General features: G+C 64.8%; 17 protein-coding genes. 8 read left to right on the top strand and 9 right to left on the bottom strand.

The annotated features are described in order from the left end of the window. Positions 1–9 precede the first annotated feature (9 nt). Positions 10–3,138: an efflux RND transporter permease subunit gene (locus tag LOY37_RS12125; RefSeq protein WP_093383444.1), complete on the top strand. Its 3,129-nt coding sequence runs from the start codon at positions 10–12 to the stop codon at positions 3,136–3,138. A gap of 61 nt (positions 3,139–3,199) precedes the next feature. Then, a complete protein-coding gene (gene mobA / locus LOY37_RS12120) occupies positions 3,200–3,775 on the top strand; it encodes a molybdenum cofactor guanylyltransferase MobA (protein WP_093383449.1) in 576 nt (191 codons plus the stop codon). 13 nt (positions 3,776–3,788) lie between these two features. Here the strand turns inward: mobA and LOY37_RS12115 are convergent, their stop codons facing one another. Further along, positions 3,789–5,189 (bottom strand): pitrilysin family protein, encoded by a 1,401-nt coding sequence (locus LOY37_RS12115; protein ID WP_258716999.1) that lies wholly within the window; start codon positions 5,187–5,189, stop codon positions 3,789–3,791. A gap of 136 nt (positions 5,190–5,325) precedes the next feature. Here LOY37_RS12115 and LOY37_RS12110 point away from each other — a divergent pair, with 136 nt between their 5' ends. The 3 genes from LOY37_RS12110 to LOY37_RS12100 are packed head-to-tail and all read left to right on the top strand — an operon-like array spanning position 5,326 to position 7,161. Continuing rightward, the gene (locus LOY37_RS12110) at positions 5,326–5,619 is read left to right on the top strand and encodes a hypothetical protein (RefSeq protein WP_258716998.1); all 294 of its coding nucleotides are present in this window, start codon (positions 5,326–5,328) and stop codon (positions 5,617–5,619) included. A 57-nt stretch (positions 5,620–5,676) separates the two neighbouring features. Further along, a complete protein-coding gene (locus LOY37_RS12105) occupies positions 5,677–6,372 on the top strand; it encodes a transcriptional regulator (protein WP_213601468.1) in 696 nt (231 codons plus the stop codon). 3 nt (positions 6,373–6,375) lie between these two features. Next, positions 6,376–7,161: a PhzF family phenazine biosynthesis protein gene (locus LOY37_RS12100; RefSeq protein WP_258716997.1), complete on the top strand. Its 786-nt coding sequence runs from the start codon at positions 6,376–6,378 to the stop codon at positions 7,159–7,161. Here the strand turns inward: LOY37_RS12100 and chrA are convergent. From chrA to LOY37_RS12065, 7 genes are all read right to left on the bottom strand, one after another. Further along, positions 7,154–8,353, bottom strand: a complete 1,200-nt coding sequence (gene chrA / locus LOY37_RS12095; protein WP_258716996.1) for a chromate efflux transporter — start codon at positions 8,351–8,353, stop codon at positions 7,154–7,156. The genes LOY37_RS12100 and chrA overlap by 8 nt on opposite strands. Positions 8,354–8,472: 119 nt before the next feature. After that, a complete protein-coding gene (locus LOY37_RS12090; RefSeq protein ID WP_258716995.1) occupies positions 8,473–10,959 on the bottom strand; it encodes a TonB-dependent siderophore receptor in 2,487 nt (828 codons plus the stop codon). Positions 10,960–11,073: 114 nt separating this feature from the next. Next, entirely contained in the window at positions 11,074–12,024 is a 951-nt protein-coding gene (locus LOY37_RS12085; protein ID WP_258716994.1) for a FecR domain-containing protein, read from the bottom strand. Positions 12,025–12,027: 3 nt separating this feature from the next. Continuing rightward, positions 12,028–12,537 (bottom strand): sigma-70 family RNA polymerase sigma factor, encoded by a 510-nt coding sequence (locus LOY37_RS12080; RefSeq protein WP_045198658.1) that lies wholly within the window; start codon positions 12,535–12,537, stop codon positions 12,028–12,030. Positions 12,538–12,573: 36 nt separating this feature from the next. Beyond that, the gene (locus LOY37_RS12075) at positions 12,574–13,764 is read right to left on the bottom strand and encodes an MFS transporter (RefSeq protein ID WP_258716993.1); all 1,191 of its coding nucleotides are present in this window, start codon (positions 13,762–13,764) and stop codon (positions 12,574–12,576) included. A gap of 90 nt (positions 13,765–13,854) precedes the next feature. After that, positions 13,855–15,759, bottom strand: coding sequence for a M14 family metallopeptidase (locus tag LOY37_RS12070; protein WP_045198655.1), 1,905 nt, complete (start codon positions 15,757–15,759; stop codon positions 13,855–13,857). A gap of 73 nt (positions 15,760–15,832) precedes the next feature. After that, positions 15,833–16,726 carry an AraC family transcriptional regulator gene (locus LOY37_RS12065; protein WP_258716992.1) on the bottom strand — a complete coding sequence of 298 codons (894 nt, stop codon included), beginning with the start codon at positions 16,724–16,726 and terminating at the stop codon, positions 15,833–15,835. Positions 16,727–16,902: 176 nt separating this feature from the next. Between LOY37_RS12065 and LOY37_RS12060 the strand changes: the two genes are divergently transcribed. Further along, positions 16,903–17,955, top strand: coding sequence for an NAD(P)-dependent alcohol dehydrogenase (locus tag LOY37_RS12060; protein ID WP_045198652.1), 1,053 nt, complete (start codon positions 16,903–16,905; stop codon positions 17,953–17,955). A gap of 5 nt (positions 17,956–17,960) precedes the next feature. Here LOY37_RS12060 and LOY37_RS12055 read toward each other — a convergent pair whose 3' ends face one another. Further along, positions 17,961–18,446: a DUF2199 domain-containing protein gene (locus LOY37_RS12055; RefSeq protein ID WP_258716991.1), complete on the bottom strand. Its 486-nt coding sequence runs from the start codon at positions 18,444–18,446 to the stop codon at positions 17,961–17,963. 188 nt (positions 18,447–18,634) lie between these two features. On the opposite strand from LOY37_RS12055, the gene mddA reads away from it, so the two are divergent. After that, positions 18,635–19,384 carry a methanethiol S-methyltransferase gene (mddA, locus tag LOY37_RS12050; RefSeq protein ID WP_258716990.1) on the top strand — a complete coding sequence of 250 codons (750 nt, stop codon included), beginning with the start codon at positions 18,635–18,637 and terminating at the stop codon, positions 19,382–19,384. A gap of 244 nt (positions 19,385–19,628) precedes the next feature. Next, positions 19,629–20,558: a transposase gene (locus tag LOY37_RS12045; RefSeq protein ID WP_258715096.1), complete on the top strand. Its 930-nt coding sequence runs from the start codon at positions 19,629–19,631 to the stop codon at positions 20,556–20,558. Positions 20,559–20,576 lie beyond the last annotated feature (18 nt).

Below are 20,576 nucleotides of genomic sequence, written 5' to 3'. Positions count from 1 at the left end.
GCCTGATTCATGCCGCAGTTTTTCATTGACCGCCCGGTGTTCGCCTGGGTGGTCGCCTTGTTCATCCTGCTTGCCGGCGCCCTGGCCATCCCGCAATTGCCGGTGGCCCAGTACCCCGACGTGGCGCCGCCGCAGGTGGAAATCTACGCCGTGTACCCGGGTGCCTCGGCGCAGACCATCGACGACAGCGTGGTCAGCCTGATCGAGGAAGAGCTCAACGGTGCCGACAACCTGCTCTATTTCAGCTCGCAAAGCAGCCTGGGCAGCGCCACCATCACCGCCACCTTCGAACCGGGCACCAACCCGGACCTGGCCCAGGTCGATGTGCAGAACCGCCTTAAAGTGGTCGAGTCGCGCTTGCCGCGCCCGGTCACCCAGCAAGGCCTGCAGGTCGAGAAAGTCTCCACCGGCTTCCTGCTGATGGTGACCCTCACGGCCATGGACGGCAGCCTTGACGAAGTCACCCTGAGCGATTTTCTCGCCCGCAACGTGATGAACGAGATCCGCCGCCTCAAGGGTGTCGGCAAGGCCCAGCTGTATGGTTCGGAGCGGGCCATGCGCATCTGGATCGACCCGGCCAGGCTGATCGGCTTCAACCTCACCCCCGATGACGTCAACGAGGCCATTGCCGCGCAGAACGCCCAGGTGGCGCCGGGCAGCATCGGCGACCTGCCGGGCACCGGCACCCAGGAAATCACTGCCAACGTGGTGATCAAGGGCCAGCTCAGCACCGTCCAGGAGTTCCAGGACATCGTCCTGCGCGCCAACCCCGATGGCTCGACCGTGACCATTGGCGATGTCGCCCGGGTCGAGATCGGCAGCCAGGAGTACCAGTACGGCACCCGCCTCAACGGCAAGCCGACCAGTGCCTTCAGCGTGCAGCTGTCGCCCGGCGCCAACGCCATGGAAACCGCGACCCTGGTGCAAGCCAAGCTCAGCGAGCTGTCGCGCTACCTGCCGCCGGGGGCCAAGTTCGACATCCCCTACGACACCTCGCCGTTCGTCAAGGTCTCGATCCAGCAGGTGATCACCACCCTGCTCGAAGCCATGGCCCTGGTGTTCGCGGTGATGTTCCTGTTCCTGCAGAACATCCGCTACACGCTGATCCCGACCCTGGTGGTACCGGTGGCGCTGATGGGCACCTTTGCGGTGATGCTGTCGCTGGGCTTCTCGGTCAACGTCCTGACCCTGTTCGGCATGGTATTGGCCATCGGTATCCTGGTGGACGACGCCATCGTCGTGGTCGAGAACGTCGAGCGGATCATGAGCGAGGAAGGCCTGGCGCCGCGCGAGGCGACCAAAAAGGCCATGAGCCAGATCAGCGGCGCCATCGTCGGCATCACCCTGGTACTGGTGGCGGTATTCCTGCCGATGGCCTTCATGAAAGGCTCGGTGGGGGTCATCTATCAGCAGTTCTCGGTGTCGATGGCAGTGTCGATCCTGTTCTCGGCGTTCCTCGCCCTGAGCCTGACCCCGGCCCTGTGCGCGACCTTGCTCAAGCCGATTGCCAAGGGTTCGCACCACGAAAAAACCGGCTTCTTCGGCTGGTTCAACCGCCGCTTCGAGAGCATGACCAACGGCTACCAGCGCTGGGTGATCCAGGCCCTCAAGCGCAGCGGTCGCTACCTGCTGGTCTACGCGGTGCTGGTGGCCGGGCTGGTGTACGGCTTCAGCCAGTTGCCCTCCTCGTTCCTGCCCACCGAAGACCAGGGCTACACCATCACCGACATCCAGCTGCCGCCGGGGGCCAGCCGCGCCCGCACCGAACAGGTGGCGGCGCAAATCGAGGCGCACAACGCCACCGAACCTGGCGTGGGCAACAGCACGCTGATTCTCGGTTTCAGCTTCTCTGGCAACGGCCAGAACGCGGCGCTGGCATTCACTACCCTCAAGGACTGGTCCGAACGCGGCAGCGACGACAGCGCGCAATCGATCGCCGACCGCGCCAACGCCGCCTTCAGCCAGCTCAAGGACGCCATCGCCTATTCGGTGCTGCCACCGCCGGTGGACGGCCTGGGCACTTCCAGCGGATTCGAGTTCCGCCTGCAGGACCGCGGTGGCCTCGGCCATGCCGGCCTGATGGCGGCGCGTGACCAGTTGCTCGCCGCCGCCGAGAAGAGCCCGGTGCTGGTCAACGTGCGCGAAAGCGCCCTGGCCGAAAGCCCGCAGGTGCAGCTGGAAGTCGACCGCAAGCAGGCCAACGCCCTGGGCGTATCGTTTGCCGATATCGGCAACGTGCTCAACACTGCGGTGGGTTCCAACTACGTCAACGACTTCCCCAACCAGGGGCGCATGCAGCGCGTGGTGGTGCAGGCCGAAGGCGACCAGCGCAGCCAGGTCGATGACCTGCTGAAAATTCACGTGCGCAACAGCAGCGGCAAGATGGTGCCCCTGTCGGCGTTCGTCCAGGCCAAGTGGATCACCGGCCCCGTGCAGCTGACCCGCTACAACGGCTACCCGGCGATTGCCGTGTCGGGCGAGCCGGCACCGGGCTACAGCTCCGGCGAGGCGATGAACGAGATCCAGCGCCTGGTCGACCAACTGCCCTTGGGCATGGGCCTGGAATGGACCGGGCTGTCGCTGCAGGAGCGCTTGTCCGGCTCCCAGGCGCCGATCCTCATGGCCTTGTCGCTGCTGGTGGTGTTCCTGTGCCTGGCGGCCTTGTACGAGAGCTGGTCGATCCCGACCTCGGTGCTGCTGGTGGTACCGCTGGGGGTGCTCGGCGCGGTGATTGCGGTGAGCCTGCGCGGCATGCCCAACGATGTGTTCTTCAAGGTCGGCCTGATCACCCTGATCGGCCTGTCGGCGAAGAACGCCATCCTCATCATCGAGTTCGCCAAGAGCCTGGTCGATGAAGGCCACGACCTGGTCGATGCCACCGTGCAGGCGGCGCGCCTGCGCCTGCGGCCGATCGTCATGACCTCGCTGGCATTCATCCTCGGCGTGGTGCCCCTGGCAATTGCCAGCGGCGCAAGCTCCGCCAGCCAGCAGGCGATCGGTACCGGGGTGATCGGCGGCATGCTCAGCGCCACCCTGGCGGTGGTGTTCGTGCCGGTGTTCTTTGTTGTGGTGATGCGCCTGACCGGCAAACGCCGGGCCAAGGCTCAAGCCCCTGCGCCAGAAGCCAGCGACAGCTGATCTGGACAGACCGCGGCGTGCATGGGAAGGTGAGCGGCTGATACTGCCAGGAACCCTGACCATGCCCGCCGCCCCGCCTCCCTGCTCCATCCTCATTCTTGCCGGTGGCCGTGGCCAGCGCATGGGCGGCCAGGACAAAGGCCTGCTCGACTGGCAGGGCCAGCCGCTGATCGCCCACATCCACGCCGTGGTGCGGCCGCTGACCGACGACCTGATCATCTCCTGCAACCGCAACCAGGACCGCTACCGGGCCTATGCCGATCAACTGGTCGGCGACGCCGAGGCGGACTTCCCCGGGCCGCTGGCCGGAGTACTGGCCGGGCTTGCAGTGGCGCGCCACGACTGGATACTGGTGCTGGCCTGCGATGCGCCACTGATTGACCAGGCACTGATCCTTGAGCTGATGAACCTGGCCAATGACCAGCAGCAACCGGCGATGATTCGCCAGGGTGGTTACTGGCAGCCGATGTTCAGCCTGATCCCCTGCGCCTTGCGCAGCGACTTGCAGCAAGCCTGGGACGCCGGCGACCGGGGGGTGCAGCGAACCTTGCGCCAGCATCCGCTGCGGGCGCTGGAGTGCGCCGAGGGAGACCCGCGCCTGAGCAATTTCAATACCCCGGATTTTTTGCGCGGCTGATCGCGGGGTAAACTCAGTAGTCCTGCCCCGCCACCACCGTCGCCTGTTTACCCGGCTGTACGACGCGCTGGAATGCCGCTTTTACTTGCGCAGGCGTCACCGTCTCAAGCTGCTCGCGCCAGGTCACCAGGGTGTCGTCCGGCAGCTGGTTCAAGGCGACCTGCGCCACGTGTTCAAGCAGACGCTGGCGGCTGGTACCGTCAAAATGGGCAAGCAAACGCGCCTTGGCCTCGTCCAGTTCCTCCGGGCTCGGGCCTTCGCTGACAAAGCGTGCCAACGCTTGATGAACCGCCTGCTCGGCCTGCTGCTGGTACCCGGCGCTCACTTCCACAGAGATCACAAACGCCCCGGCTTGCTGGCCCATGGCGAAATAGCTGGCCGACTGCCAACTGACATCACCGCCAAGCGCCTGGCCGATGGCCCGATTGAGCCGCGTCGGCCAGTGCTCGCCACCGAGAATGTCGCTGCCCAGCAGCAACGGGAAAAAGTCCGGGTCGCTACGCGGCACCGCCGGCTGGCCGATCTGTATCCAGATTGTGCCTTTCTGTGGCTCGATCTGCTGGTGGCTGGCCTGGCTCAGGGCCTGCACCTTGGGCAGCGCCGGCAATGCCGTGCACTGACCGCTCGGCAAGCGCCCCAGTACCGCGCTGGCCACGGCATCGGCCTGGGCCCGGTCAAGCTTGCCGACCAGGCTGACCGTGGCCCGGCACGGCAGCATCATTGCCGTGTAATGGCTGCGCAGATCTTCCATGCGGGTACGTTCGAGCATGGCCGGGGTCAGGGCATAGCCGAACGGCAGCGCGTATTCGTACAGGTCGATCTGCTTGTTGCGCTGCAGCCCCGGGCGCGTCAGCTCGCGGGCATAAGGGTGGTCGCCGTACAGCGCCTGGGCAAAGCGATGCCCTACCCCGGGAAAACGCTTGGTGGTTTCACCGTTGACCTGGCGAATGTAATAGGGCTTGGCGCGAAACCAGATACTGCCGGCAAAGGCCGGCTCGGCAATCTGCCGGCCGAGCAAGGCGCTGGCCTCGGCCTGGCGCTGGGGGTTGGTGTCGGTAATGGTCAGGATGTAGCTGAAACGGTCGGCATCGACCTGGGTATTGAGTTGGCTGTCCAGGCGCATCCAGTCCATGCGCAGCGCGTTGCCGTTCAGTTCCGGGGCGTCGCCCTGGGCGTGCACACCTTCCACCGCGAGGACCGCGCCAAGCACTGCCAGGCCCGGTTGGTCCTGTGGGTCGCGGCGGCTGCCGGCATCGAAGTCGACCTGGATCTGCAGGTCGCTGGCCTGGCTTTGCGCCAACAGGTAGACCCGCGCGCCACTGGGCTGGGTCCAGTGTTCAATGGCCAGGCTGTCGGCGGCCAAGGCCGGGGCGATTGCGCTCAATCCCAACGCGCAGGTGAAGAGTCGTTCCATCAGGGTCATAGCAATTTCTCAAAGGACCAGGGCGCGGACGCTACGCACTTGGCTCGCGCAGATCAAGCCCGGGCAACGGCTGACACTGGCGCCGGCAGGCTTTATGCTCAGCCCCCCGCTTTTGAGAATGAAACAGATGCCAGCCCTGAGTGCCCGCGAGGTTTGCCAGCAACTGCGTGACGCCGCCCTCGGCCTTCGACCGTTGCGCCGTGTCGGGGTTGAGATCGACATCGACGGCTGGCGCCTGCGCCTGGATTTCGACGGCAGCCACTTGCACCATTGCCTCGCGTGTCGCAGCAGCGATGGCCGTGAAGGCACGCTGGACAGCTGGCAATGGGGCACAGATCCGGTGAGCTTGCTCAGTACCTGGGAGCTGGCGCAGGTCGAGCGATTGCTGCGCCTACAAACAACAAATTCAACACAGTGTTGATATTTAAAATTTACGTTGATAGCCTACCTTCACCGTCCAACGCCCACGAAGGCTGCGATGAAGGTTTGCCCAGCAAAAAACCACGAACAGCAACTTATCCTCGGCGTACTGCACAGCACCCTGAAAATGCTCAGCCAGGTCGTCGGTAACCATACCGAGATTGTCCTGCACGACCTGCTTAACCCCGAGCGCTCGATCCTCGCCATCGCCAACGGCCATGTCACCGGGCGCCGCGTCGGTGATTCGCTGCTCGGCAGCCCGCGTCATGATCTGGGCTTTGCCGCGGTGCGCCGGGCCATGGACGATCGCAGCAGCTGCGAGCCGATCGTGGTCGACAACTACGCCACCCTCGCCCCTGACGGCCGTACCTTGCGCAGCGCTACCGTGGTCTATCGCGACAGCAGCGGGCAGCCGTTTGCCAGCCTGTGCGTGAATGCCGATCTGAGCGCCGTCGAAGCTGCGCACCAGTTGCTCGGCGGGCTGCTGGGCCTGGCCAGTGCGGCCGCGCCGGTGGCGGACGAGACCAGGGACCTGCAACAGCTGATGGCCGAGATCATTCACGACGCCTGCCCCGGCGGTGTGCTCGGCATGAAGACGGCGCAAAAGCGCGAAGCGGTGCGGCTGATGCAGGAACGCGGCCTGTTCCTGGTCAAGGGCGGCATCGAAAAGGCCGCTGCCTCGCTCGGGGTGACCCGCTACACCATCTACAACTACCTGGAGCAGCTCCGGGCAACAGACAACGGACAGCAATGACTCATGCAACTTGAAATGTTCCAGGTAGACGCGTTCTCAGCCACGGCGTTTGGCGGCAATCCGGCGGCGGTGTGCCCGCTTGAAGCCTGGCTGGCCGACGCGACGCTGCAGCAGATTGCTGCCGAAAACAACCTGTCGGAAACCGCGTTCGTGGTCGCCAATGGCGAGCTGTTCGAGCTGCGCTGGTTTACCCCGACGGTAGAAGTCGACCTGTGCGGCCACGCCACCCTGGCGGCGGCCTGGGTGCTGTTCGAGCAATTGGGCGAACAACGCGACACCCTGCGCTTTGCCACCCGCAGCGGCGAGTTGCGCGTTCGGCGTGACGGCGCTCGCCTGGCCATGGACTTCCCGGCCCGCCAGCCACAGGCGCTGGCCGTGCCCGAGGGTTTGTTGCAGGCCCTGGGGCTTGAGCGGATCGAGGCGCTGTATCGCACCGATGACTACCTGGTGGTGGTCGACGACCCGGCGCTGGTCGCAGCGCTTGCCCCCGACTTCGCCGCCCTGGCCGCCTTTGACGTGCGCGGCATCGCCGTCACCGCCCCGGGCCGCGAGGTTGACTTCGTCTCGCGCTGGTTCGGCCCGCGGGTAGGCGTCAATGAAGACCCGGTCACCGGCTCTGCCCATACTTCGCTGGCGCCCTACTGGGCCGCGCGCCTGGGCAAGCACAGCCTCAGCGCCGAGCAAGGCGGCCTGCGCAAAGGCCAGTTGCATTGCCAAGTGCTCGACAACGGCCGGGTGATCATCAGCGGCCAGGCGGCGCTGTACCTGCGCGGCACGATTTTTATCTGAGCAGGCTCAAGCACTGCCCGCCCAGGCCACAGGCGATCACCACCAGCCAGGGCGGCAGCTTGAAGGCCATCAGTGCGACCAGCGCCAGCAACACCAGGACAACATCCAGCGGCTGGCCAATGGCGCTGGTCCACAGCGGCTGATACAACGCCGCCAGCAACAGCCCCACCACCGCCGCATTGACGCCCAGCATCGCCGCCTGCAGGCGCGGGTGGCGGCGCAGGCGTTCCCAGAACGGCAACGCCGCGAACACCAGCAAAAACGCCGGGGTGAAGATCGCCAGCAGGCACAGCACCGCCCCCAGCCAGCCGGACTGCGGCCCGTGCATCGAGGCGCCAAGAAAGGCGGCAAAGGTGAACAAGGGGCCGGGCACTGCCTGGGCAGCGCCGTAACCTGCCACAAACGTCTCGTTGCCGACCCAGCCGGTGGGCACCACTTCAGCCTGCAGCAGTGGCAGCATCACGTGTCCGCCACCGAACACCAGCGCGCCGGTGCGGTAGAAGGCATCGATCATGCTCAAGGTCGGATCGGGCCAGAGCCCGGCCAGCAGCGGCAAACCGAGCAACAGGGCAAAGAACAGCAACCACCACCAGCCGCCAGCGCGCTGGCTGACCCCGATCGGCAAAGGCTCGTGGACAACGCTGCTGCCCGGTTTCAGCAGCATCAACCCCGCGCCAGCCGCTGCAACCATCACCGCCACCTGCGCCCCGGCACCGGGCAGCAACAGCACCAGGCCGGCAGATGCCAGCATCAGCACAATCCGCGGCGCATCCGCGCATAACGTGCGGGCCATGCCCCACACCGCCTGGGCGACAATCGCGACCGCCACCACCTTAAGGCCATGGAGGATGCCGGCCGGCACCGCCTCGGCATAACCGCCCAGCCCCAGGGCCAGCAGGGTCAGGGCCAGCGCCGAAGGCAGGGTGAATCCCAGCCAGGCCGCTAGCGCCCCGGCGTAACCTGCGCGCGACAGGCCCAGGGCGATGCCGACCTGGCTGCTGGCAGGGCCCGGCAGAAACTGGCAAAGCGTCACCAGGTCGGCATAGCTGCGCTCGCTCAGCCAGCGCCGACGGCTGACGAACTCCTGGCGAAAAAAGCCAAGGTGGGCGACGGGGCCACCGAACGACGTCAGGCCCAGGCGCAGGAAGATCAGGAAAACCTGCCATGGCGTGTGATCGTTGGCGTGGGGCATACAACGCTCGTTCTACCGGACTGCGCCCATCTTGCCAGCGATGGGCTTTGTGCAGCCAGAAAATTACCAGCGCTGCGCACTCGATCGCCGGCAAGGCCGACTCCCACAGGGTGTGCAGGTCACCAGTCGTAAGTCATTTCAAGCGACGCCACCCGCTCCTGCCCGTAGTAGCAGCCAAAGGAATAGTTGCAGTCCGAGACATACTCGCGGTCAAACAGGTTCTGCACGTTCAGGCTGGTCTGCAGCCCGCGCAGGCTTGGGTCGAGTTTGCCCAGGTCGTAGCGGATAGTGGTGTCGTAAACGACGAACGCCGGCACGTCGAAGGCGTTGGCCGAATCCCCCGGCTTGCGCCCGGTGTAGCGCGCGCCGGCACCGACGGTCAGGCCGTTGAGCGCAGCCTGGGTGAAGTGGTAGTCGGCCCACAGGGTAGCCGACACCGGCGCTTGCGCCTCGGAACGGTTGCCCTTATCGCCATAGTTGCTCTTGGTGTAGAACGAGTCGATGTAGGTGGCCGCCGCCAGCACGTCGAGGTTGTCGAGGCGGGTCTTGAGCTCGAGCTCGACACCGCGCGAGCGCACTTCGCCGTCCTGGCTTTCGTACTCAGGGTAGAGCTTGTCGCCGGTCTTGACGTTCTTCTGGGTCAGCTCGAACAGCGAGGCGGTGATCAGGGTCTTGTCCAGCGGCTGGTACTTGACGCCGATTTCATACTGCTCGCCCTCGGTCGGCTCAAAGGCCTTGGCGCCGCGCTGCGGGGCGCTGGTGCCGATGGTCGGCAGGAACGACTGCGAATAGCTGATGTAAGGCGCCAGGCCGAACTCGGTGACGTAGGTCAGCCCTACCCGGCCGGTGAATTTCTGGTCGTTCTGCTCGGTGATGGTCCGCGCCAGCAGGTCCTTGTTTTCGACCTTGGCCCAGTCCTGACGCCCGCCGACGGTAAGGATCCACTGGTCGAGCCTGATCTGGTCCTGCACATACAGGCCGGTCTGGCCGATGGTGTTGTCCCATTGGGTGGTCAGCTGCGGCACCACGTCGTCGGTGGGGTAGTTGCTCGGGTTGTACAGGTCGACCGGGGCCACGCCATAGGCATTGTAGCCGGTGTACTTGCGGTTGAAGCGGCGGTAGTCGAGGCCCACCAGGGTGGTGTGCTGCAGGCGGCCGGTGGCGAACCTGTACTCCAGGTTGTTATCGATGGTGTAGGCGGTGTTGTGCTGGCGCCAGTCGAGCTTGGTGCGGGTGGCGTGGGTCTGGTCGAGCACGCCGGTGTCGGCATCGCTGACGAAGCCGCGCAGGTAGAAGCCCTTGTAGCGGTCGCGGATGTCGATGTAGCGCGCGGTCTGGCGGTACTTCAAGTCGTCGCTGAAGGCATGGCTGAAGTCGTAGCCGAGCACGAACTGGTCGCGGCGGTAGTCGTTGTAATGGGAGTCGCCGAGAAACGCATCGCGGTCGATGCGCTGGCCATCGGGGCCGCGGTCGAGCGAGCCGATTTTCGGCAAGGCCTGGTAATCGGCCAGGCCGTCATCGCGCTGCAGCTGGGCATACAGGGTCAGCGCGGTGTCTTCGTTGGGCGCCCAGGTCAGGCTCGGCGCCAGCAGCATGCGCTGGCTGTTGGTGTGGTCGAGCTGGTCGTTGCCCTTTTTCGCCACGCCCACCAGGCGGTAGCTGAGGGTCCCGGCTTCATCCATCGGGCCGCTCAGATCAATCGCGCCATTGACCCGGCTGTAGCTGCCCAGGCCGAACTTGACCTGGTTGCGCTGTTCGCGGGTCGGGCGCTTGGAGACCATGTTGACGATACCGCCCGGCTGGTTCTGGCCATACAGCACCGACGACGGGCCCTTGAGCACTTCGATGCGTTCGAGGGTGTAGGGGTCGATCTGCGGCGCGCCGCCCAGGCTTCCGGCGTATGGCAGGTAGGCGCCGTCCAGGTACAGCGGGGTCGGGGCGAAGCCGCGGCTGGTGATCTCGTCGGCAATGTTGTTGCGGTCGGTAAAGCCGTTGACGCTCAGGCCCGGGGTGTAGCGCAGGGCCTGGGTGAGGTTGCGCGCGCCCTGGGTTTCGACCTGGGCGGCGGTGACCACGTTGACCGCCTGGGGGATTTCCAGGATCGGCGTGTCGGTCTTGGTGCCGGTGGCGCTGCGGGTGGCGACATAACCATCGACCGGCCCGTAGGCCGACTCGACCGCCTTGCCGTTGATGGCGGTGGCGTCCAGCTGCACGCTGGCGTCATCGCCCGCCCCTGGCAGCAGCGAGTAGCTACCGCTGTCCTGGCGCAGCAGTTGCAGGTTGCTGCCGGCCAGCAGTTGGCGCAAGCCGGCCTCGACGCTGTAGCGGCCATGCAAACCTGGCGATTGCAGGCCACGGGTATCGGCCGGCTGGAACGACACGGTGACCCCGGCGCTGGCGGCAAAGCGGGTCAGCGCCGACTCCAGGGAGCCGGCGGGAATGTCGAACTGGCTTTCGACGCGGGTCTCGGCCCAGGCCGGCGCAGCGGCCATCAGGCTGGCGCCGGCGCCTGCCAGGGCCGAGCCGAACAGCGCGGCCTGAATGGCACGGCGCAAAGGGGTGAGTGTGCGCAGGTTGCGCGTGGAGTGTGGATTACAAAGGGACATGCAGTTTCCTTTCGCCCGTTGGCAGTGGTGGTGGCGTCTGAGGCGCCTCTACCTACAAGTCGAATGAGAATCTGAATCAACACCCCCCTTGTGAAAATAATTTTCTGCTGCGTTTCAGGCCGCTTCGACCCTGACCCAGTAGCGGCTGAACTGGCGAATACGCACCGGCAAGGTGCTGCTCAGGTTGGCGAGAATAGGGTCGCTGTTGGCCAACTGGAAGGCCCCGGAAATTCTCAGGCCGGCCACCGCCGGGTGGCACCCCAGGTGCCCGGGGCGGTAGCGCTGCAATTCGTTGATAAAGTCGTCCAGGCGCCAGTCGTGCACCACCAGCAGGTCGCGCAGCCAGGCGTCGGCCTCGGGGTTGGCGGGCTGCAACGGGCTGATGCTGGCGCGCTCAAAGCTCAGTTGCTGGCCGGCCTCGACCCGCACGGGGGTGAGCAGATCAGCGCTGCAACGCACTTGCACGGCATGCTCCTGCACGCTCACCCGGGTGCGCCCGGCGTCGCGGCGAACGATAAAACGCGTGCCCAGCGCGCGAATGCTGCCTTCGCCGGTATGCACGATGAAGGGCCGGGCCAGGGCATCTTTTGCCGTTTCGATGAGGATCTCGCCGCTGAGCAGGCGCAGTTCGCGCAACTGCCCGCTGTAGTGGATATCCACCGCCGTAGCGGTGTTCAGGTGCAACTGGCTGCCCTCCTGCAGGCGCAGGCTGCGCCGCTCGCCGGTGCCGGTGCGCTGGTCGGCGATCAAGGCCGGCAACGGCGTGGTCTGCCAGGCCAGGGTCCCTGCCCCGCCCGCGGCCAGCAGCAGCGACAGCACCTTGAGCACTTCGCGGCGCTTGGCCTGGGCGCTGGCCAGCAGCGGCCGGGCAACGCCAGCACTGACCTGAGCAAAGGTGCCTTGTACCCGCTGCAAGCGCTCCCAGGCCTGGCGGTGGCGCGGATCACCGGCCAGCCACTGCTGGTGGGCAAGGCGGGTAGCCGGGTCTGGCGCTTCGCAGCGCAGTTCGACGAACCAGTGGGCAGCCGCTTCGAGGGTGGCGCGATCCAGGCGCTGGGCGCTCACCGCTCAGTCCTCGGCCAGCAGCAGGCAATGGGTCAGGGCGCGCACGGCGTGTTTCTTCACCGTGTTGACCGCGAGGTTCTGGCGCCGGGCGATTTCCACGTAGCTCAGGCCGTCGAGCTGGGCCATGAGAAAGATCTCGCGGGTCTTGCGCCCCAGACCGTCAAGCATGGCGTCGATTTCCATCAGCGTCTCGATCACCAGGGCGCGGGTTTCCGGCGAGATGTCGAGCAGCTCCGGGCGTGCGGCGAGGGTTTCGAGGTAGGCCTGCTCCAGTGCGCGGCGGCGGAACAGGTCGATCATCAGGCTGCGCGCGACGGTGCTCAGGTAGGCCCGTGGCTCACGCAGTTCCGGGGCCTTGCGCTGGGTCATGACGCGGATGAAGGTGTCCTGGGCGAGGTCCGCGGCATGCTCGCGGCAGCCCAGGCGCTTGCGCAGCCAGCCGCACAGCCACGGGTGATGCGCCTCATACAGCGTGTGAACAGCGAGTTGCAGCGAAGGGTCAGCGCTGGACATGGAGGCGGCCTGGGCAAAGTTATCTGGTAATGAATCTCATTCATTATAGTTAGATCCAAATTTGCCAGGCAAGCCGCAATGCAGTTGCCGCTCCACCCACCAGGACAGCGGCAGGGTCAGCAGCAGGAGTGCCGCCAGGCTGATCACCGCCGTGGTGATGCCGGCGCTATCACCAACAGCGCCAAACACCACCGGTGCCAGGGCGCCGCCGCCGATGGTGCCGGTGTAGAACAGGGCAAAGGCCTGGTCGCGCCTGCCCGCCCCCGCCAGCTCCGGCACCACGCCGTAGAGCACCGACGAGGTGCCATTGAGCACCAGGCCCAACAGCGGCAACAGCACCAGCATCGGCGTCAGCGGCAGGTACAGCATCGACACGATCAGCAGCGCAGTGAGCGACTCGGTGCACCACACGGTTTTCATCATGCCGATACGTGCGCCCAGGTAGCCGCACAGCAGCTTGCCGAAGGCGCCGCCGACGAACAGCAGCATCAGCGCCAGGCCGATACCGGCGGAGCCTACGCCCTTGGCTTGCAGCAGAAACGGCAGAAAGGTGAGAAAGCCCATGCGTACCGCACTGTCGAGGGTGCCGGTGAGCAGCAAGGCGGCCAGGCCGCTGCCGGAGTCGCTGCCAACAGCAGTCACTGCTTTGCCCACGCCCGGCGCCGCCGACGGCTGCGGCGCGATCAGCCACCAGAGCAGCGCAGCGGCCGCAAGGCCAAGGATGCCCAGCACGGTGACGCTGGTTTGCCAGCTGGTCACCACCAGCAACAGGCCGACTCCGGCGGGCACCAGCATCTTGCCGATATCACCGGCAAAGTTGTAGTGCGCCAGCGCCTCCTTGACCTCGCCGCCGGCCTCATGGCTATCGCTGACCAACGACGATGCCAGCGGGTGCTGGGTACTGGCACCGAGGCCGCCCAGCAACAAGGCGAACAGCAGCATACCCAGGCCCCCGGCCTGGCCAGCCACCAGGTAGGCCAGCCCGGCCAGGGCGGTGCCGCCGACCAGCAGACGCTCACGGCCCCAGCGTTTTGCCGCGCGGCTGGCCAGCAATTGCAGGCCAGCCATCATCCCGGCGTAGGCGCCACGCAGCAGGCCGACCTGGGCGAAGCTCAGGGCAAACTGCGCCTGCCACAGCGGCAGCAAGACGTAGATGACATCGGTGAGGCCGTCGTGCACGGCGTGGGCCATGCTGGCGGCAATCAGTGAACGACGGCGGGTGTTCATGCATAAAGGCTCGGGCGGGAAGACCAGAGCCTTTATAGATCACGGTTTTTGCGTATGACCAATACCGTTTTCAGACCGATCGATACCGGTTCAGTACACCGCCCCCACCGGATAGACAAAGGCATTGACGTCATAGAACGGCGTACGCTGGTAGAACCAGTGCAAGCGTGCGCTGGGGCTGGCGGCGAAGGCCTTGTCACCCTTGAGCTTGCTGTCGAACTCGGCCTTGAGCTCGGGGCTTTCGGCGAGCATCTTGCGCGCCATCGGCTCCATCACGTATTCCTCAGGTTCTTCCGCCGCCACCAGGGTCGCGTTGAAAAAGCCCCAGGCCCAGAACGAGTCGGGGCTTTCGGGGTACAGCAGGTTGACCGCCAGCACGCCCAGCGGCTGGTCGGTATCGATCACCACCGAGCCGGCCGGGAAGGTCTGCAAGCGCTCCAGCGGCTTGGCCACGCCACTGACCAGCAAGCGCCCTTCGTAGCCCGGGATCTGGTTGACCTGGGTGCGATCGGGCTCGAAGCCCCCCGCCACTTTTACCTGGTCCATGCGATACAGGGTGACGGCAATCGGCGTCGGCTTGTCGAGGGTGGTCATGTGGATGCCATGGGCCTTGAGCCGGGCAATCACCTCGCGCCACTGGCCCGGCACCACATACTGTTTAGGCCGTTTGACCACCAGGTCGGGCTCGGTGTTGCCCGTCACCGGCACGCTGAGTTTTTTCGGCGTGTTGCTCCAGACGAGGGTCCTGGCACCGGTGATCGGCGACTGCTCATAGCGGTAGTCACCGACAGTAAAGGCGGTGCTCTGGGCCTTGCCCGGTTTCCAGGTGAGGGTCACCTGCTCCTGGGCTTCGAGGCGTTCGCGGTCCTGGCGGATGGCTTCGCCAAGCGACGTGGCTTGGTCGCCGATCACCTGGAACATGCTCTTGAGCATCACGTAGTTGCCCAGCACCTGGGTTTGATACGGGTGCAAGGCGTGCTGCTCGATGAGGATCGACGGCACGTTGCGGATGTCGCCGTACTGGTTGGAAAAGCGCGCGTAGTCGGTGCGGTACGGGTAGTAACCCTGGGTCGGGTCCTGGTTGCTGTTGAGGCTGATGCATTCATGCACCACATGGCCGTCGGCCTCCAGCGCCTGGTACACCGGTGCGCGCATGACCTTGTCGATCCAGGCGCTGCTGGCCGGCGACCAGCCGTTGCCGTTGTGGCAATAGGAGCTGTCGTAGGGGTACATGGCGCCGTCGGTGGAATGGGTGTCGGCAAAAAAGCTCAGCTGGTAGGTGTTGAACACCCAGGCGACGTTGCGGATCTCGGCGCTGTCGAGCTTGGTGAAATCGCGGTTGAGGTTGTAGTTCAGGCCGTTGACCCGCCAGCCGGTTTCATCCGGACCGTTCTGGTTGATGCGCCCGTAGGCGCTGCGGCGCAGGTCGCCGTCGACATTGACGGTGGGAATGAAAAGGATGTTGACCTTCTCCAGTAACGCAGCCAGCGGTTTGTCGCCAGTGGTCATGTCGCGCAGGAGCATGAACATCGCGTCCTTGCCATTGGCTTCGCCGGGGTGAATCTGGGCTTCGACGAAAATCGTCGGCTTGCCCGACTCGTTGAGCCCGGCCGGCGACTTGTCGACCTCAAGGGAAGCGATGGCCATCAGCATCGGGTGGCCTTCGGCGCTTTTCTCCGGCAGGTCGTTGAGCACGATGCTGCCCCCGGAGGCGGCGGCCAGGCGGGTCATGTAGGCACGGGTTTCGTCGTAGTTGCTGGTCTGGCGAAATTCGCTCGCCTCGGCCTGGGTGATCAGCGGGTTGTCCGGCCTGGCCAGGTAACGGGTGCTGGCCAGGGTCTGGGCGAACATCGGTGGCAGGATGCGCTGCTTGGCAGCCGGGGAATACAGGCTATCGTCGATATACGACGGCGCGCTGGGCAACGCCGCCGGGGCTTGCACGGCAGCGCCCAGCAACAGCGCGACAACGAGGGGCTGCAAAAGCGGGTGTTTCATGATCGATCCCTGTCATGAGAGGCAGGTGCCCACCTTAAACCACAATGTGTAAGCAGACGAGAGCCAGGCCGGGTCACAGATACGTCTGTTCTTCCCCCGGGCTGCGCTGGAAATGGCGCTTGTACTCGCGGCTGAACTGCGAGGTGCTCTGGTAGCCCACCCGGTGCGCCGCCTGGGCCACCCCTGCGCCCTCGCCGATCAGCATCTGCTGGGCCTTGAGCAAGCGCAGGCGCTTGAGGTACTGCATCGGCGACAGCAAGGTGCTGCGCTTGAAGTGCTCGTGAAAGGTCGAGGCGCTCATGTTCGCGCACGCCGCCAGCGCTTCGACGCTCAGCGGTTCGGCATAGTGCTCGCGCAAGTAGCTGAGCGCCGCCGCGATGCGGGCAAAGTGGCCCTGCTGCTCGACCAGTGCCCGCAACACCCCGGCCTGCGGCCCGCGCAAGGCCACATACAGCACCTCCCGCACCCGCGCCTGGCCCATTACCTGGCAGTCCAGCGGGTCGAGCAGGCAGCGCAGCAAACGCTCGACGCTGTCGCGCATGGCCTCATCCAGCGCCGCCGAGGTCATCGACTCCGGGGTTTGCGCCGTGATCGCCCGGTCTGGCGCCAGGCCCATGCTCTGCACCAGCTCCCCGAGCACGCCGCGGTCGATGGCCACCGACACCCCCAGCAGCGGCTCCTGCTCGGTGGCGAAGGTCTCGCACATGAACGGCACCGACAGCGCCTGCACCAGGTAATGCCCGGCGCCGTATTCCAGGGTACGCGGCCCAAGGCGCGCCAGCTTGCTGCCCTGGGCGAGGATCATCAGGCTCGGTTCGTAAATCTGCGGGCTGCTGGCCACGTAGTGACTGGCCGACAGCACCTGCACCTGGGCAAGTGGCGTGTCGACAAAACCCGGGCGCAGCGCCAGGGAGCGGATCAGGGTACAGAGGGTGGCGTTGGCATCGGAGTGGCGAGTGAGCTGCATGAAAAACCGCACGGAGGATTGGACACTGACATGATCGCAGCTTCGCGGCCAGGCGCCAGCACCCGGCGACCAAGTACGGAGTTTTAGGCATGACTGGCGGAGGAATGGCGATAGGCGAGCCGACGCTGGATGCGCAGAATGCGCAGCCTTCACCGATCACCGTTTATTGAGGCCCTATGTACACAGCCATCGGTTACGCCGCCCAGTCCGCCACCACGCCCCTGGCGCCCATGACCTTCCAGCGCCGCAGCCCGCGCGCCGACGATGTGGCGATCGAGATCCTCTACTGTGGCGTGTGCCACTCCGACATCCACCAGGCCCGCAACGAGTGGGGCATCGCCGTGTATCCGCTGATGCCCGGCCACGAGATCGTCGGCAAGGTCACCGCCGTCGGCGCCAAGGTCAGCCGCTATCAGGTCGGTGACCTGGTGGGCGTGGGCTGCATGGTCGACTCCTGCCGCCACTGCGAAGCCTGCCAGGCGGACCTGGAGCAATACTGCCTGCAAGGCCCGACCATGACCTACGCCACCCCCGACCGGGTCGACGGCAGCAACACCATGGGCGGTTACTCCAGCAGCATCGTCGTCAGCGAGCACTTTGTCGTGCGCATTCCACAAGGCCTGGACTTGCCCAGCGCGGCGCCGATCCTCTGCGCCGGCATCACCACCTACTCACCGCTCAAGCATTACGGGGTCAAGCCCGGTGACCGCGTGGGCATTCTCGGCATGGGCGGCCTGGGCCATATGGGCATCAAATTCGCCAAGGCCATGGGCGCTGAAGTCACCCTCTTCACCCGCTCGCCGGCCAAGGCCGAAGAAGCCAGGCGCCAGGGGGCTGACCACGTGATCGTGTCCACCGATGAGGCGCAGATGCGCGCCGCGGCCGAGCGTTTCGATTTTCTTCTCGACACCATTCCGGTCCAGCACGACCTCAACCCCTACCTGCAGACCTTGAAGTTCGACGGCGTACACATTCTCGTCGGCCTGATCGAGCCGGTCGACCCGGCGCTGCACGCCGCCAACCTGGTAATGAAGCGCCGGGTGCTGGCCGGCTCGCTGATCGGCGGCATCGCCGAAACCCAGGAAGTGCTGGAGTTCTGCGCCGAGCACGGCATCAGCTGCGACATCGAGATGCTCGATATCGGTAACATCAACGAAGCCTTCAGCCGCATGATCGCCGGCGATGTGAAGTACCGCTTCGTCATCGACATGGCCACGCTCAAGGCCTGAGCCTGTCAGGCAAACACCTGGCTGTACTCGTGGACGCGGTGCAGGGAAATGCCCTTGGCCTGCTCCACCGCCAATGGGTGGCTGCTGGCGGCCAGGGTCACGCTGGGGCGCGAAGTCGGGCCGCTCAACTGCAACCGGCCTTCAAGCCCCAGGGTTTCTGCCAGGGTCGGAATACTGTTGGCCAGGCGCACGGCAAAAGGCGGCTCGGCGGCCTGGTGCTCATCGCGCCAGAGCTCACAGACGCGCTCGAAATCCGTCGGCTGCAGTTCGACCCAGATACCGATGCAGTAGCTGTCGTTGATTTGCGCCACGGCCAGCGGCAACAGCGCCCGCAAAAAAAACCGCTCGCCGGCAATCACGCACCAGTCGTTGCTTTCCCTGACCTTGCTCTGGCGTTCCTCGGCGGCAAGCGCGAACAGCGCATCCGGGCGCCGAAACGCAAGTTCGCCTAGTTCATCGCCGTGGTCGTTACCGCACTGACTGCACATCATCAAAGCTGCCTCCTGCACCGGACTGATTGGTTAAGGGGCGCGACTCTAGCAGGCTCGCCGGGCAAAGTTGAGCTGCGGCTGATTGCCCCACCGGGTCTGGCAGCCGTTGTACTGGTCTAGGGTTAAGGGTTCAGCCGTTGCACCCCACCTGAGCAGGACGTTCAGGTGCTGACTCAAAGGAGCCCCTCATGGACGAGATCCCCCTGCTGCGCAAATGCCTCGGCTTGCTCTATAGCCTGGTCTGTTACCTGTTCTCCATGCTGGTGCTGGCGTACTTCGTGGGCTTTATTGGCCCCCCGGAAGTTCCCAAGGACATCAACTCCGGCCCGCCGACCGCCTGGTACTTCGCGGTGCCGATCAATGTGCTGCTGATCAGCCTGTTCGCCCTGCAGCACAGCGGCATGGCGCGCAAGGGCTTCAAGCAGTTCTGGCTGCAATGGGTACCGGCGCCCATCGAGCGGGCCACCTATGTGCTATTCAGCAGCCTGGCGCTGAGCCTGCTGTTCGTGCTCTGGCAGCCGATTCCCCTGACCCTGTGGGATGTCCAGGCGCAACCGGCCCGCGGGCTGATCGAGGCGCTCTACTGGCTGGGCTGGATCATCGTGGTGCTGGCTACCTTCCTGCTCAGCCACTTCGAACTGTTCGGCCTCAAGCAGGCGTTCGACGCCTTTCGCCCACACCCCGGCAAAGCCAGCGCCTTCAAGACCCCCTGGCTGTACCGGCTGGTGCGCCACCCGTTGTACCTGGGCTTTGTCATGAGCTTCTGGGCGACGCCGCAGATGACGGTTGGCCACTTGCTGTTTGCCGGGGTGAGTACCTTGTACATCCTGATGGGCACACTGCTGGAGGAGAAGGACCTGGTGCAGTTGTTTGGCGAGCAGTATCGGCAGTATCAGCGCAAGGTCGGGATGTTGTTGCCTTTTGTCGGGCGCAGATAGATTGATCGCGGGGCAAGTCGAGGCGTCGCACCGCCGCTTGTGTCTTGAGGTTGGAATAGAATCAGAAGTGAGAGCGGTGAATGGCAAGCTGTACGCCGGTAGTGCTTAAAGCACGTGTGGGAGCAAAGCTGCCATTCACCTCTCCACTCTGGCCCGAGCCCGAACAGTTGATTGAGCGCCTCTCGAATCACAAGCGTGGGCCAAGCCAGAGCGCTCTCACAACTGAGTGTAAGAGGGTTCAGCCATGTTGTCTTCTGTTGGAATCGACACTGCCAAAGCCACGTTGGAAATCTGCATCAAACCTCAGAAAATCCGCTTCGAAGTAATCAATGAGCGCCCAGGCTTTGATGTGCTGATCGGGCGACTGAAGGACTTCAAGATCAGCAGAGTGTTGATTGAAGCGACCGGCGGCTACGAGAAAGACGTGCTGATTGCATTGCGCTCGGCCGGTTTCGAAACCATCTGCATCAACCCAGCCCGTGCCCGGAAATTCGCCGAGGCGATGGGTAAAAAAGCCAAAACCGATAAGATCGACGCCGAGGTCCTTGCGGACTTCGCTGCACACCTCAGCGCTCCTCAAGACCAACTAATCAGCCCGGAACGCGAAGAGCTGCGCGAGTTGGTGAAGCAGCGCGCCCAATTTGTGCAGAGCCGTGATGACTACAAACGGCGCCGCCTGCAATGCCGCTCGGCAATGGTGATGGCTCACTTTGATGAGCACATAGAGCAGCTGAAAGTGCTGATCAAACGCCTTGACGAAGAAATTGACCAGGCGATGGTGCAACTGGACGACACCAGGGCGCGTCAGTTGTTGGCGGTGAGCGGAATTGGTCGGGTAACCGCCGCAAATCTGCTCGCCTCACTGCCAGAGCTGGGGCAATTGGACCGCCGTCAGATCGCCGCGCTAGTGGGCGTAGCGCCTTACAACAACGATAGCGGTAGCCATCAAGGGCACCGCCAGATATGGGGTGGCCGGGCGCATGTAAGGCGAGTCCTGTACATGTCGAGCTGGATCATCATCCGTCACAACACGGAATTTAAAGCACGCTACGAAGCACTTCGGGAGCGTGGCAAGTGCGCCAAAGTCGCCCTCGTAGCCTGTATGCGGGTGCTGATCGTCAGGCTGAATGCAATGCTGCGGGACAATACCCCTTGGCGAGTGCAAACAGCCTGATCAAGACAGTTGCTCCCA

The organism is Pseudomonas sp. B21-012 (assembly GCF_024749305.1).
In the GTDB taxonomy this organism is placed as follows: Bacteria; Pseudomonadota; Gammaproteobacteria; order Pseudomonadales; family Pseudomonadaceae; genus Aquipseudomonas.
This window is presented reverse-complemented; position numbering and strand designations above follow the sequence as displayed.